Source organism: Oceanobacillus phoenicis (genome assembly GCF_047238145.1).
GTDB lineage: Bacteria > Bacillota > Bacilli > Bacillales > Amphibacillaceae > Oceanobacillus.
In genome coordinates this window covers 530,000-545,076 of the sequence record NZ_JBDFME010000001.1, presented here as the reverse complement: position 1 = coordinate 545,076, position 15,077 = coordinate 530,000, and the positions used below count along the sequence as shown (strand labels likewise).

At 37.0% G+C, this 15,077-nt stretch carries 15 protein-coding genes; all 15 read left to right on the top strand.

The window, feature by feature from the left end:
* Position 1 precedes the first annotated feature (1 nt).
* The 15 genes from ABC346_RS02970 (at position 2) to ABC346_RS02900 (ending at position 15,028) form a co-directional block, all read left to right on the top strand.
* Positions 2-133: a hypothetical protein gene (locus ABC346_RS02970; protein WP_413233480.1), complete on the top strand. Its 132-nt coding sequence runs from the start codon at positions 2-4 to the stop codon at positions 131-133.
* 41 nt (positions 134-174) lie between these two features.
* Entirely contained in the window at positions 175-426 is a 252-nt protein-coding gene (locus tag ABC346_RS02965) for a hypothetical protein (protein ID WP_413233479.1), read from the top strand.
* A 118-nt stretch (positions 427-544) separates the two neighbouring features.
* Positions 545-1,105 (top strand): phage scaffolding protein, encoded by a 561-nt coding sequence (locus tag ABC346_RS02960; RefSeq protein ID WP_413233478.1) that lies wholly within the window; start codon positions 545-547, stop codon positions 1,103-1,105.
* A 13-nt stretch (positions 1,106-1,118) separates the two neighbouring features.
* Positions 1,119-2,033 (top strand): hypothetical protein, encoded by a 915-nt coding sequence (locus tag ABC346_RS02955; RefSeq protein WP_413233477.1) that lies wholly within the window; start codon positions 1,119-1,121, stop codon positions 2,031-2,033.
* Between the two features lie 16 nt (positions 2,034-2,049).
* Positions 2,050-2,295 carry a hypothetical protein gene (locus tag ABC346_RS02950; RefSeq protein ID WP_260049119.1) on the top strand — a complete coding sequence of 82 codons (246 nt, stop codon included), beginning with the start codon at positions 2,050-2,052 and terminating at the stop codon, positions 2,293-2,295.
* An 11-nt stretch (positions 2,296-2,306) separates the two neighbouring features.
* The gene (locus ABC346_RS02945) at positions 2,307-2,684 is read left to right on the top strand and encodes a head-tail connector protein (RefSeq protein WP_413233476.1); all 378 of its coding nucleotides are present in this window, start codon (positions 2,307-2,309) and stop codon (positions 2,682-2,684) included.
* The gene (locus ABC346_RS02940) at positions 2,674-3,009 is read left to right on the top strand and encodes a putative minor capsid protein (RefSeq protein WP_413233475.1); all 336 of its coding nucleotides are present in this window, start codon (positions 2,674-2,676) and stop codon (positions 3,007-3,009) included. The genes ABC346_RS02945 and ABC346_RS02940 overlap by 11 nt, the downstream gene beginning before the upstream one ends.
* 4 nt (positions 3,010-3,013) lie before the next feature.
* Complete coding sequence (locus ABC346_RS02935) at positions 3,014-3,361, top strand: minor capsid protein (protein ID WP_413233474.1); 348 nt, start codon at positions 3,014-3,016, stop codon at positions 3,359-3,361.
* Between the two features lie 10 nt (positions 3,362-3,371).
* A complete protein-coding gene (locus ABC346_RS02930; RefSeq protein WP_260049114.1) occupies positions 3,372-3,758 on the top strand; it encodes a phage tail terminator protein in 387 nt (128 codons plus the stop codon).
* 12 nt (positions 3,759-3,770) lie between these two features.
* Positions 3,771-4,235, top strand: a complete 465-nt coding sequence (locus ABC346_RS02925) for a phage tail tube protein (RefSeq protein ID WP_413233473.1) — start codon at positions 3,771-3,773, stop codon at positions 4,233-4,235.
* A gap of 19 nt (positions 4,236-4,254) precedes the next feature.
* On the top strand, positions 4,255-4,659 hold the full coding sequence (locus ABC346_RS02920; protein WP_413233472.1) for a hypothetical protein: 405 nt from the start codon (positions 4,255-4,257) through the stop codon (positions 4,657-4,659).
* Positions 4,659-5,282, top strand: a complete 624-nt coding sequence (locus ABC346_RS02915; protein ID WP_413233471.1) for a Gp15 family bacteriophage protein — start codon at positions 4,659-4,661, stop codon at positions 5,280-5,282. The genes ABC346_RS02920 and ABC346_RS02915 overlap by 1 nt, the downstream gene beginning before the upstream one ends.
* 5 nt (positions 5,283-5,287) lie before the next feature.
* Positions 5,288-7,729 carry a phage tail tape measure protein gene (locus ABC346_RS02910; protein WP_413233470.1) on the top strand — a complete coding sequence of 814 codons (2,442 nt, stop codon included), beginning with the start codon at positions 5,288-5,290 and terminating at the stop codon, positions 7,727-7,729.
* 13 nt (positions 7,730-7,742) lie between these two features.
* On the top strand, positions 7,743-10,118 hold the full coding sequence (locus ABC346_RS02905; RefSeq protein WP_413233469.1) for a distal tail protein Dit: 2,376 nt from the start codon (positions 7,743-7,745) through the stop codon (positions 10,116-10,118).
* Positions 10,118-15,028, top strand: coding sequence for a phage tail protein (locus ABC346_RS02900; RefSeq protein ID WP_413233468.1), 4,911 nt, complete (start codon positions 10,118-10,120; stop codon positions 15,026-15,028). Before ABC346_RS02905 ends, ABC346_RS02900 begins: the two co-directional genes overlap by 1 nt.
* Positions 15,029-15,077 lie beyond the last annotated feature (49 nt).

Sequence of the window (15,077 nt, the reverse complement as noted above, 5' to 3'; positions counted from 1 at the left end):
CTTGCCAGTAAGTAAAAAAGAGCATGAGAAATTAAAGGAACAAGTGGATGGATTGGAAAAAGCATTCTTTCAATTGACGGAAGTTGTAAAGGATTTGAAGGAAAAAGAAAAGGGACCAACTTATTTTAATTAGTCCTTTGAGAAAACCTTGTATATTCGGGAGGCGGTGAGAACATGAAATTAACGAAAAAACATTTAATCGAACAATTCGATAAAGCTAGAGAAGAAAATGCACCATTTGTTTTCGTTGGTATAGAAGCCGAGGGAGTTCAAGAAACAATCTGCATTCCAGAACGTTCATTTGATGAAAAACAAGCATTCTATGATCGTAGTTATACAGATGAATTAGTGCATGTGATGAATAAGAATGTATTTATCAGAGGATTATCTCGTGGAGAATCAAACCAATTAGATATTATTGGTTAATTTGCACCTAGCAGGCAAGCGCTGGGTGCTTTTATTATGCAATAACTCGTAGCTATGCGATAAATAGCAACCTTTACGTGGACTCGACCATGTTAAAAAATGTAAAAGGAGAATGGATATGGACAGAGATTTTTTAAAGAACCTAGGTTTAGAAAGTGAAAGTATCGATAGGATTATGGTTGAACATGGAAAATCAGTAAATGACTTGAAGGAAAAAGCGGAAAAGGCAGATACGCTTGAAAGCCAAGTCAACGATTATCAGCAACAGATTGCTGATCGTGACACACAACTGAAAGACCTCGGAGAAAAGGCAAAGGGTAATGAAGATTTAACTGCTGAAATCGATCGTTTGAAGGAAGAGAATGAAACAACTACGTCAGAGTTGAAACAGAAATTGGAGAAACAAGAGTTTGATCACAAGTTAGAAAACACATTGAAAGATGCCAATGTGAAAAATCCAACTGCTGTTAAAGCTTTACTTAATCTAGATGAAATTAAATTAGATGGTGATAAGTTGCGTGGATTAGATACGCAATTAGAGGGATTGAAGGAATCAGATGATTATCTGTTTCAGTCTGACCAAAGCGCTAATGACCCTAGTTTGGAATATACTCCGGGAAGTCATCAACAAAACGGAGGCGCAGAAGATGCCTTCGCACAAACATTATTAGGAAAATAGGAGATGATTAAACATGCCAAATGCAATTAACTATGCACAAAGATATCAAACGCAATTAGACCAAGTAATAAAACAAACAACACTTACAAATGACCTTGAAACACAAGGAGTAAACTGGATGGGTGCAAAAACGTTCCATGTACCTCATTTATCTGTATCTGGTTATAAGCAACATACCCGAAACGGTGGCTATAATCGAGGTACTGTAGACGTTACACATGAGCCATATACACTTAGTTTTGATCGTGACGTTGAATTCTTCGTCGACCAAATGGATGTAGATGAATCAAATCAAGCTGCAAGTGCTGCAAATGTAACTCGTATATTCTTAACAGAGAATGCGGGTCCAGAAATTGATGCATATCGTTTCTCTAAACTAGCGCAAAAAGCGCAAGAATTGGAACAAGCGAAGGATGAGAACGTAACGGATGGCACTCCGAAAGACGTATTTGAACGATTGAAAGCCGACATTCGAAAAGTACGTAAGTTCGGTACTGCAAATCTTAAAGCCTATGTATCTACCGATGTCATGGATGCCATTGAGAAGTACAAGGAAGGCAAAGGGACTTTTTCTTTACAGAATCAGGATACGACAATTGAAACTCGGGTTACAAATATTGATGGGGTAACACTTATTGAAGTATTCGATATTGACCGTTTCCATACTGCGTATGATTTTACAGATGGTTATAAACCGGCTAATGATGCACAAGAATTAAACTGGATTATTGTTTATAAAGGTGCGATTGTTGCTAAAGCGAAGCTTAATTCTGTATACCTTTTCCAACCGGGGCAACATACCGAGGGTGATGGATACCTATACCAAAATCGTATGTACCATGACTTGTTTGTGCTTAAACACCAAGCTAAAGGCTTAGTTGTATCGAATAAAGCACCGTCATCTGGTGGCGGTGGAGAAGAACAATAAGGGAGGATGAACAAATATGCCATACTTTCGTAAAGACAATGTTGTGTTAAAAGAAAATAATGAAGGACGTATAAAAGAATTACTTGCAATGGGTTATCAGAAGGCAGATGAAAAAGGAAAGGTACTCGGCAAGAAGAAAGAGGAAACCGTAGCTAAATCAACCCATGAAAAAGTTGTAAAAGAAAATAAGGAACTCAAAGAGAAAGTAAAACAACTTGAGAAAGAGCAACAAGAAGAAAATAAAAAGGCATCCTCTAAATAGGGGGTGTCTTTTTGTATATTGATGCAGAGTACTATTTAGATGAGTATGAAGGTACTCCTATGGAAGATGAAAAGGAACTTAATCGTTGTATTAAACGTGCTTCTGATGTAATTGATGGAGAAACTAACTTTTCTATTGATGAGGATAAGCTAGTAGATGTACAAAAGAATTTGTTAAAGAAAGCAACAGCCATAATGACAGAGCATTTTGTAATGAATGGGGGCTATATGGCTACTAAACAACAGGGGACGATGCAAAGTGTGAATGTTGGCTCATTTAGTTACTCCATGAATGCAGAAGCTTCTACTCAAATTCCTAATGGGGTTATGCAGAATCTAGCATATGCAGGCTTGTTGTATAGAGGAATAGGTGCTTATCATGGTCATTAGTCCAATTCCAAAACATTTACTCCCTCACACAATCCAATATAAAGCATATGAGGGCTCTAGTGGATGGGATGGTACTCACGCCCCTCCTCTTAAAATAGAACACGTGAGAGTTACACCTGTAAGCAAATTAAAGCGTACTGCTAATAGTGAAGGTGAAGAAGTCAATCATGTTGTTTTAGTAGATCGAGTCAATTCGTCAGCATTCCCCACTTTTAAAATAAGATCTGAAATCGAGTTTAATGGTGTTAATCGTGAAGTGGTTGATGTTAAACCTCACTATGCGTCTGGTAGTGAACCACACCATTATGAATTGGAACTCAGGTGATTGTATGATTGAAAAAGTAACAACGGAGCTTTTTAACATCGAGAAAAAGAATAAAGAAGCCTTTCAATACTCTCAATATGTATTGGACAGCCTTGTTTTAAAAGATAGTAATTATTACATTCCTGCTCGATCATGGAATACAAGGGATAGTGGTATCACTCATTCCCGACTAGGTTCGGGGGAGGTTCGTTGGGAAACTCCTTATGTAAGAGAGATTTATTTAAATCCAAATTATAATTTTTCTACGGATAAAAATCCAAACGCCAGAGGGCTTTGGTTCGAGGAAGCAAAAGCGAATAATTTAAAACAATGGCTCGACGATTCACAAAAAGCAGCAAGATCAAAATATTAGGAGGTGTGACATGGATTTTTTGGAACGATTAAAGGCTTATACAGAACATTTAACTTACACTCCCTCTGTTATTGAGATAGGGACGTATCAAGAAAATGGAAACAGTATAGCCATTAGACCCTCACCTGCTAATATTAATGATCGCTATATGGACAAAAACAAGATATATCCTTTTCAGTTTCAACTTTTAGTGCATCACAGGGAGAACTTAGAAGCGTATAGAATGATTCATCAATTAGAAAGTCAATATGAAAATTTATCAAATAGAGCTATCACATCCAGTGATGGCTCTTTTAAATTGGTTTCGTTTCAATGTGTAACTACACCATCTTACGTACAAAAAACAAGTTACGGCACTTTATGGTCGGCATTGTTTCAAGCGGAACTATACACATAAAGGAGGATGAAAATGAAACAAGAAATGCATTTAATGAATGCTCATTTGTTTGAAATAAAAACAGGAACTGACGTTTATGCAAGAGTAGGGGCAGGCATTAATTCTGCGGAACCTGCGAATAACGAAGAAACTGACCAAACGAAATACATGATTGATGGTGGTTTCGCTAGTACAGATGTAATCGGAGCTCAAGTGACGTTAGCTTTTTCTGGTCATCGTGATTATGCTGATGCAGCCCAAAATTATATTTTTGGAAAAGTATTAGAATTAGGTCCAACTAGACGTACCGAGTTCCGTTGGACAGAACCAGATGGAACAATATTAGAGGGGGCTTGTACAATCGCTAACATATCGGGTCCAAGTGGTGAAGCAGGAGCGAAAGGTGAGATATCCTTTGAAATCCATTTCAATGGTAAACCAAAGATATCTAGAGAAGGTGAAAATGATGGAGGTACTGGTGGAGGCTCTGAACAATAAATAGAAAGAGGAGATATACATGAGAAAGTTCGAATTTAGTAAAAAATCATATGAAGATATTGATGTACATGGGAGAGTATTTCGTTTGCACCTAGATGATGACAGCATCGCTAAACAGCAAAAGCAAATAAACGAATATTATAAGATCACAAATGATATAAAAACGGATTTAGAACAATTAGAGGTTGAAAAACAGCATGAATTCATTGAGGAAATCAAGGGGATGACGAAAGAACTCTTAAATACATTCTTTGATGAAAATGATGCGTTTGATTTCTTATATGAGGAATCGGGCAGATCTATGTACAACTTAACAGAGATTGTCGAGGTAATTGGTGAAATCATAATGGAACGCTATGAGGACTTGGAGGAAAGAAAAGGTCAGTCCTATCTACAGAAGAAAACTAAAGAGTTCGTGCAATAATGCGTTTAACCGATGAAATTCAAGATCAATTTCTTTACAGAGGGCAAGCAGTCTATTTAGACCTTGCCTTTTCTACTGTAATGAAATTACAAGACCTTGAAAATGATGACCAATTAAGTGATATCTCAAAGATCTCTATTGGGTTACAGATGCTCATAAAAAATTACGATGAGATTGAAATACCAGACTTAATGACCAAGATTAACATGTATAAATTTATTGTCAGTGAGTTTATAAGCTTGAAAGACGAACAAGAGGCACAAGAACAAACACCCAACGAATCTGAGAAGTATGATTCGGGGGCAGAAATATTTGATTATCACGAAGATGCAGAGCGACTCTATGCATCTTTTTTAGTTGATTACAATATCGACTTAATCGAGCAGAAGCACACCCTACATTGGTATAAGTTTATTGCTTTATTTCGTGGACTTAGTAAAGATACGCCAATGAAAGAAGCTATCTACTATCGCACAGTAAAAATACCTGCAGAAACAAAATATAACAAAGAGCATGTTCAGCAATTAAGAAAAGCGAAAAATGCAGTCAAGCTCAAAAAACAGACGAACACACTTCAAAGTGGACTTGCAAAAGCTTCTCAATTCCTAAAGGGAAGCAGGTGAAATAAGTGGATGGCGTAATTAAGATAGGAACAAAGATAGACACCAAAGGTGCTGAGAAAGGCATAGCAGATTTACAAGGCAAATTAAAGTCTGCAGGTGGAAAAATGAAATCCGCAGGTACAGCGATGTCTGTAGCTGTTACTGCTCCCTTAGTCGCCTTAGGTACTATGGCAGTGAAGTCGGCGGATACACTGGACAAAGCCTATAACAATATCCAAGTTGGCACAGGAGCCACAGGTAAAGATTTGGATAAATTAAAAGATAGCTTCAAAGAGGTTTTTAAAAATGTGCCTGCAGATGCCGATGCTGTTTCAAATGCTTTAGCAAATCTTAACACTTATACGGGTGCAACAGGTGACTCTCTAGAAGAAATGACCAGTAAAGTGATGAGAGCATCTAACATGTTAGGTGAGGATGGTGTAGCAAATTCTGAAGCATTCGGTAAAGCCATGAAACAGTGGAAAATTCCTACTGAACAAGGTGGTCAAGCATTAGACGGATTATTCAAGTTAACGCAGGACTATGGTGTTTCGTTAGGTGGGTTATCTGGTCAACTAACAGAATTTGGTCCAGTTCTAGCCAATGCGGGATTTTCGATGGAAGAAACCGCACATTTTATGGCAAGTATGGAGTCAGAAGGCATATCCATGTCACGTGTTATGCCAGCATTAAACGCCTCTTTTCGTAAATGGGCGGGAGAAGGAAAGAACTCTCGTAAAGAATTTGAAAAAGTAATAGATACAATTAAGAATACGGAAGATAGTCAAGAAGCTCTAGCGTTAGCGACTGAGGTGTTTGGTGCTGAGGGAGCACAGCGACTCATGAAAGGTATTCGAAATGGAGCTATTCCTGCATTCGACGAACTAGGCGGTGTAATGGAAGGTACACAAGGTCATATCGATAAAACATATGAAGATACGGAAACCCTAGGAAAAAGGTTTGAACGTTTTAAAAATGAAACCACAACAAATCTTGAGCCTATCGGGAGAATCTTTCTTGATCTAGCTGAAAAATGGATACCTCCATTGATTGAAAAAGTTCAAGCAGTAATGGAGTGGTTTAATAATTTGTCCCCAACCGCACAAAAAGTAATTGTGGTAATAGGTGCAATTGCAGCAGCAATTGGACCCGTTCTAGTTGTATTAGGTTCACTTATAACTGCTATCACTCCAGTAATAGCAATCATCACCAAAATGGGTGGAGTAATGGGGCTTTTATTAAATCCTATAACAATGGGGATAGCGTTAGTAGCTTCATTGGCGACAGTCATTATTTACTATTGGGATGAAATATGGGCAGTAACAAAGGAAGTATTCACTTGGATAGGCGAGTTTTTCGTCACCTTCTGGGAATGGTTAAAAGAAACTTGGAATGAATCAGTAGAAAAACAGAAACAAATGATCAGTGATGCGTGGACGTGGATTAGTGAGACCACATCCTCCATATGGAATGGGATAAAAGATTTCTTTGTTGAATTATGGACAACTATCTCTGAATTCTTCACTGAAACCATAGATGCAATAGTAAAATTTATCGTTGATAGTTGGCAGAAACAAAAAGAAGAATCAGAAAAGAAATTCAAAGAATTATCCACCTTCTTCACCAATATATGGAACACTATCAAGGAGACATTTACTAATGTAATAAAGGCAGTAATTAAGTTTGTTACGGATTCATGGAACAACATTAAGAACACTACATCCAATATATTCAGCGCTATCAAAAGTACGATATCGAAATGGGTCAATGACTGGAAAAATACGATTACAAATATCGTAAATAATATCAAAAATTCCGTAGTCAAAATATGGAACAATTTGAAAGACACCACGAGTAACGTATTCAATAAGATAGGGGACGTAGTATCGAAGGTGTGGAATGGAATCAAAAATACCTCATCTTCCATATGGAATGGGATTAAGAATACCGTATCTGGTGTCGCAAATGGATTGAAGAATAGTATTTCTAATGCATTCAATTCGATTAAGAGTACCATATCCAATGTATGGAATGGTGTCAAATCTACTACCGATAGAATATGGGATGGGATAGTAAGAGCGGTCAAAGGAGCTATTAACGGTGTCATAGGTGCAATAAACGGAATGATTAACGGTTTAAACCGTATTAAAATTAAACTTCCTAAAGTACCAGATTGGGTTCCGGGAATGGGAGGACGGGGTGGAAATACATTAGGTTTTAGCATCCCCAATATCCCTAAGTTAAACATTGGTACGGACTTAATCACACAAGATGGTCTTGCAATGTTACACGCTGGAGAAGCAGTTGTACCCGCAGAGCATAATGGAGCCTACACAGGGGAAGGGAACGGAAAAAGTAAACAACCTGCACAAATTAATCTAGTGATAGGTGGTAAAACATACTCTGCCTTTGTGGAGGATATAACTGATGAACAAGATCGCCAGAATTACAGACTGAAAAAGAAATAGAGGATGATAGTTTATGATATTCAACGGTGTTGATCTTTCACCTTATTTTAAAATTAAATCTATTACAGGTAGAGGGTTCACAAACAACCAACTACTTATTACCGAGATTTCGGGTGCAGATGGAGCTTACGTACATGGCTCAAAAAGACAACCTAGAACACTTAGTATAAATGGGGACATCATTGCGCATGATGAGGAATCTCTTAGATTAACTGTTGATTATCTAAACGGAGTCCTCAATGTTGCAAGAGATGTCCCTATTATTTTTTCTGATGAGCCAGATATTACGTATTATGGCAGACCGTCAGCATCGGAAGAAGGAGAAGAAAAATTCTTCAAAGCAGACGGAACACTTACAATATTCTGTGGTGATCCAAATAAATACGGAAAAGAACACGAACAGCAGATTAATAATAAAGATGGTAATATTGATGGATCTAATAAACTACTGCTTAAAAAGGGCATGAATGAAGTATATCTTGATTATGAAGGTGCTGACCCAAGTGGAATAGGTGTGAGGACTGATGATGGTTTTGACTATTCCTTGTCATTAGGTAGCAATGTGATCAATGTCGATGAAGATATTGAGGTACGACCTTTTATGGTTGCTGATCATCTAGTAAATCTATTACCTACATTTGATTATACAAATGTGTGGACATATACCAATAACTCAGAGACAACAATATTATCTCCCACAAGGATAGAAATGAAAAATGTTAATGAAGGCGACAATGGTGCTATGTATATGAATATTGAGTTGGAAAAAGGTAAAACGTATACACTTTATTGTGATCATAATAGACTTTTAATGGGTCTTTTTATTGATGTAAATGGCAGTGAAATACAAGATTTAGGTAGACCATTCAACTATATAGAGAATAAATTGGTCGTTTTCACAGTTCCAGATGATGATAGAATAGTCGGTTTAAGATTGTTTCTACACACTAACAGAGGAGCACTAGGGACAACTTTCTATTATCAAAATGCCATGTTATTTGAAGGGGAGATATCGGATAGTAAATTACCTAAAAATTATATATATGGTATACAGGGGATAAAAAATCCAACGTTTTATATTACTCATGGCAGTAAAAGAAATTTATATATTGGCTCTAAAGAAATAATAGCTAAGACATCATGGATTTCCTTTTCAGAAAATATAAAAATACGTGAAGGAGACATCATCACTATTTCTTTCTGGGCTAAGACCAATAGTAGGAGTAGTGATAGACTACCGACTCAACTAGTGGGATATTATGGAGATAATGGTACTTTAGATAGAACAAGTACACATCCTTTTGATGCTTATCCCAGTAATACTTGGAGATTTTTCAGCAATACATTCGAAGTAGCGAGTGGGACAAAATCAATGCAATTTTATGCCAGAACAGACCATGATGACATATTGATAAGAGATGTAAAAATAGAAAAAAGCAATTCTCCTACTGATAGATCTGTAGCACCAGAATTGGATACAAATAGGATAATAAAATTCAATGATGAATTCTTCAGAGAAGATTATCTTACTATATCGAGTCTCAATATAACCAAAAGCAGGAGAAGGGTGATGAGGGATGTAGAAAATAATTTTAATACTCTAGCTTCTATCCATGAGGATGTTAATAGTGATGTATCTAAGATAATTAGAATACACCAATTTATGGACTTAAATATATACGACTCTGGAACTTTCGAATCAACAAAGTATGACGGTACTGTACTAAAGCAAACTGCCAATAGTGCTCTGATGGTCGAGGGGGACATGATTCACACTGGCAGTTCATTCTATTTCGTGTCCGTATGGAATAAGGATTCGGGATGGGGAGCAGATTATACACCAACGGACGAAGAGATAAAGGCATATTTGTTGGGATGGAGGATGTATGGAGAAAACTGGTCTGTTCCTTATAATGGTACAGGAACTAAAGTATGGAGGAAAATTCTAAAAGACGGGAAATATGGAGCAAACCCAATAACAAATGTAAATGAAGCATTAACAGATCCAAATGAGGAAATTGGTCGATATAGAGTACTTGCTAGAGAGAAAATTAGACATGTCTTTCCTTACGGTGTGCCAATATTAGTATATAAAGGAACTCAACAAGCCAATACCCATACGATAGACATGACAGTACAGGAAACAACGGATCGTATATCACTATTCAATGGTGACAAGGAGTTACGCTTGATATATCAATTCTCTGCGGGAGACAAAGTATTCTTAGATTTTAAGAGACGCAAAATCCTTATAAATGACGAAATAAGCATGAATGTGATCAGTATGCTTGCCCCTAAATTCTGGGATTTAAATATTGGAGTTAACAACATCAGGATTGAGCCATTGAAGATAGATGCGGTTCTCAAATATAGGGAGGTATATAGATAATGGAAAGAGCAAATGTCTATATATTTGACGATGAAGATAAGTTAATACATGTATCTGATGAATACGTAGATGATGAATCCATATTAGAAGAGGATATCGACAACGACAGTAATAATCTTACTGTCGTTTTTCCTTATACTGCAGATGCATGTGATTATATTGAAGGTGAAAATCAAATTGTTGTAAAAGACCTTCGAGGCGTATACCGCCTTTGGACGATTAAAGAGTTCGAAGATGTTAATGGTGATGAAGGAAAGCTGAAAATGGCAATATGTATGCCTTCTTATGTTGAGCTTAATGATGCTTGGGTTTATGAGAGACGACCACAGGATATGCCAATTAGTGACGTGTTAGATGTTGTACTAGATGGAACTCGATTTGAAAGAGGGCGTACAGGAGATTATGGTACACGCTCAACTAGTTTATACTATCAAAGTGTTATGGAATCTTTAAAACATATTCGCTCCGTATGGGGAGGGGAATATATAGATCGAGTAGAATTTGACGACCATGGAATCACTGGTCGTTTTATTGATTGGGAAAGAAGAGGCGTAAACAATGGTAAACGCTTTGAAATAGATAAAGATATACAATCGATAAGGCGTACTGTGCTACATTATCCTAAAACAGCGCTTATCGGTCGTGGTGGTAGTGTTGAGGTAGGCGAAGGAAATAGTAGAAAGATAACTTTTGAAGATGTGGAATGGAATGTACTAAATGGAGATCCAGTAAATAAGCCGAAAGGTCAAAAATATGTCGGTGATCCAGAAGCACTTGAAAGTTATGGTATTAAAACAAAAGAAGGCAAGATACACCGCATTGGCATCTATGACAATGACAACATCACAAACCCAGAAGAATTACTGCAGGTTACTTGGGAAAATGTTCAAAATAATAGTAAGCCACAGGTGAAATATGAGATGTCTGTCCGTACGTTCTATGGTATTGCAGATTATGAACATGAGCAAGTCTATCTAGGTGATACAGGATACATTATTGATGAAGAGATGCGCCCAGCTTTAACTGTTCAATCGAGAATTATAAAAGTTTCATATAGTATTGGAAATCCATCGGTTGGTGATATAACGGTAGGTAACTTTCTAAGAATAAAAGGTGACGAGAGTAAGTTAGACTGGGTTATTAGTAAAGTAACCGAGAATAGCGGTTCATGGGATAGTGGGGGAATAATTGACGACGATAGTTTTCCAAATGTAAAGCCACCTGCACCAGATAATTTGCAGGCAACTGGGTTATTTTCTTCCATTATGTTGAAATGGGACTATGATCCTTCTGTATATATAGCGGAATATCGTGTATACGGTAGTACGAATGCAAACTTTGTACCATCCGATAGTGATAATTTTCTCTATGCTACTAAGTCCGGAGGATATGCACATGATGCGGAAGTAAACGAACAATGGTATTTCGTCGTATGTACGGTCAATACCCATGGGCAGCGCTCTGATTTTTCGCAAATGGTAATGGCTCAGACCAAGAAAATAGATGGTAATACAGAAGTATCCGAACAAACCATTACGAAAGAGTTACTAGCGCAACAGGCAATGATTGATGAAGTACATCTAAATAACGCTATTATTACAGATGCCCACATTAATGGAAGATTAACAGCTAATGTATTAATGATTGGTGATGGAGCCTTATATGACGATGGATATGATCCCTCAGACAAAGCCGATAAGACATACGTAGATAATGCGATCAATAATCTTGATTTCGAGGGCGCAGATAATTTACTTTCTGATACTAAATTCGAACGTTTTGCTATAGATGGAAATGAAGATCAATGGAGATTCGCCATATTTGGAACTGCAACAGATGTGCAGGGGTATCAACAAAGAGGTGGAGCAATAGGAATATATGTGGATGTAGATGGCTCAGTGAGGTTATATTCCCCTCCATTCATACAAGAATTAAACCTTAATGAGGATATAGTAGTATCTTATGAGGCAAGAATAGTATCAGATACGCTAAGACCATACGTAATGGGGGCGCTAGTAGATAATTTGGATCCTGCTCAGTATAGCCTAACCAATTTTTTAACTGACGAATTGCCAATAGATGATGACTGGACTAGATATATATATAAAATCCCTGCGGGTACTTTCCAAGGTTCTAGCGGAAATGGTTTTTTGGCATTTTATACTAGTTGGGATACAGATGGACGAAGGGACATCCATATAAAAAAGCCAATGGTTATACAATCTAGTGGCGCACAAAAATATAGACCATCACCAGAAGATCAAATAGAAGAATATACACAAAAGAAATACAACTTGTTGCAGAATGGAAGTTTCAATATTGGCAAGCAAGGGTGGAATTTCAGTAATCAATATGCCAATGCCAGAACCACGATACTAGCGCCAGAATCAGACAAACCTAATAGCCATATAGTGCATATTAATCAACAGATTTACAATGGTTTATATTCAATCCAGAATAATAGATATGTATTATCGCAGGCGGGTAACTTTTTCACATTGACTCTTGATGTTAAATTCGATGAAATAGTTGACCCTACAACACAGGATTTTAGAATTATAAGAATCTTGACTTCACCAAATACTGAAGATAATTTGATGAAAGCTGACGGTATACGATTCTCAAACCCTGCACCCAGCACTTGGTCTAATGTAATAATGTTTAGCGATGTTATGGATCAATACCCTAATCTACAAGCGGGGGAATGGGCTAAGTTGGATTTCGAGATACTCATCACCCAAAGGGATATAGAAGATTGGTGGGGAGTGCAGTTTTTAACAACTGGTTGGATAGATGACGATCAAACCATACGAACTACAGACTACTATATTCGTGAGGTAATGCTTGTAAATGGTGGTATACCAAAACAATTTGCTGAAGATCCCACGAGTTTGTGGGCTTATCGCAATTCGATTTATATGGATGGTGGCTCTCTTTATGCTAATTCAGTAACTGCGAATGAAATAGCAGCGGGAACAATAACTGCAAATAGTGGAATAATAGCAAATGCAGCCATTACCAATGCGATGATTCAAGAAATCAGTGCGGAAAAATTAATGGCGGGCAGTGTTATTGCAGAGGATGTTACCATAAAAGGAAGATTGGAAGGTGTATCTGGCACATTTAGTGAATCACTAAATGCATATGATGAGGGGATGTTCAGTCATGACGGTGGATTTGTAAGAGCCATAACCAGTGCATCGAATCTAACTAGTAGACACATTTCCTCTGCAAGATTCCCAACACCATACGAGAGAGATCGTCCAGAACAAACTTTCGTTAAAGGTGGTTATTCTCTAGCGGGTGACAGTTTGCTATTTGTAGAATATACAAGCAAAGATATGATAGATGCAGGACAGGATGAAAGATTTGATAGTGTAGGAAATGTATTAGATGCATTGATATCTCAAGACTATTTCCGATCAAGCCTTGAAATAAATGGTGGGGGGTTGACTTTTACTAGGGGAGCAACAAACCCCAACAATGAAACAGCTACAACAGAAGAAATATTCAATTTGAACTATACAACCTATTCTCAAACGCCATCAGTATCATTCGAATTTTTCGATGATATGAATACTTATATGAGATGGTCATATCAGAGAGACTTGAGAATGAGTGCACGCCATGAACGACATATACTAGATGGTAGTTTCATGATAGACAGTGATGGAGATATTGAGCTAAATAGTGACCTCATTCAGATGACTGATATGATGAAATTGAGAAAAGTAGAATCCAATGATTCAACTAATTTCCACGGTTGGTGGATTACTGAGAAGCTAGACTTAGCTAAAAGATTTGTAGTGCAATTCTATGATGAATACTATGATGATTTTAATGGTAGTGGATATTATACCTATTTTGGGGGAAGATATTCGACATTCTTCGGGATTGAGAGTAGTAGGATTCATTTGGTGGCGGGTCATGAACATTTAACTCAATCCGCCACATTCCATTTGCATGATGATGAGTCTTTATGGCAGATCGATGGATTTAAGAAAATGGGTATAGCAATGGAACAAATGGGATATATAATCATGGGACAAGATATCGATAATATAAATAGCACATCTAATTATCATTTGAAATTTGATTTTACTGGACCTAATAGTAATATAGCTATTGATAGTAATGCACCAGTAGTTTTTAATGAAGTATTGGCATCTCATAAGAATATCGAATCTGGCGGTACTATATTTGGTAGTTCTGGTAATTTTGGAGACATATATTCTAATGGTACTATAACCACAGGACGTGGTAATTATCAAGTAAAAATACATGATGATATGATTGAAGGTGGAAACTCAAGGCTTTATATTAATGGATCTTCTAATACAAGTGGATTTGCGGGTTTGAGATTGCGGGGAGATACAGATCAAACACTAATGTATTTCAATGGGGACAGTACTGGAGGAAGAATATATAGTGATACTATATTCGACAGAACCTATTCTAACTCACCAAATATGTATATTACAGGTTCGGGAACTCTTGGTAGATCAACATCAGCTTCTAAATATAAACTGAATATTGAAGAAGCAGAAACAACTATAAACGAAAGAATTTTAGATTTAGTGCCTAAAAAATGGAATGACAAAGAGAGCACAGAAGCATATGCAAGATATTTAACTAAGAAAGAAAATGGCGAATGTGGGGATGAATTTCTAAAGGAAAATGATATTCCCGTTCTTAAGAAACATTATGGGCTTATCGCTGAGGACTTGGTAGATGTTGGTCTTGATATGTTCGTTCAATATGGAGAACCAGACGAAAATGGGCATGCAGAAGTGGAAGGGATAGAATATGATAGGGCGTGGGTATTATTAATCCCATTAGTGAAAGAGCAAAAATCAAAGATAAAAGAATTAGAAGAAAAAATAGATCAAATTTTAGCCATGATAGAATAATATCATGGCTTCATTATAGTTTATATTTTCAATAGGCAATTAAAAACAA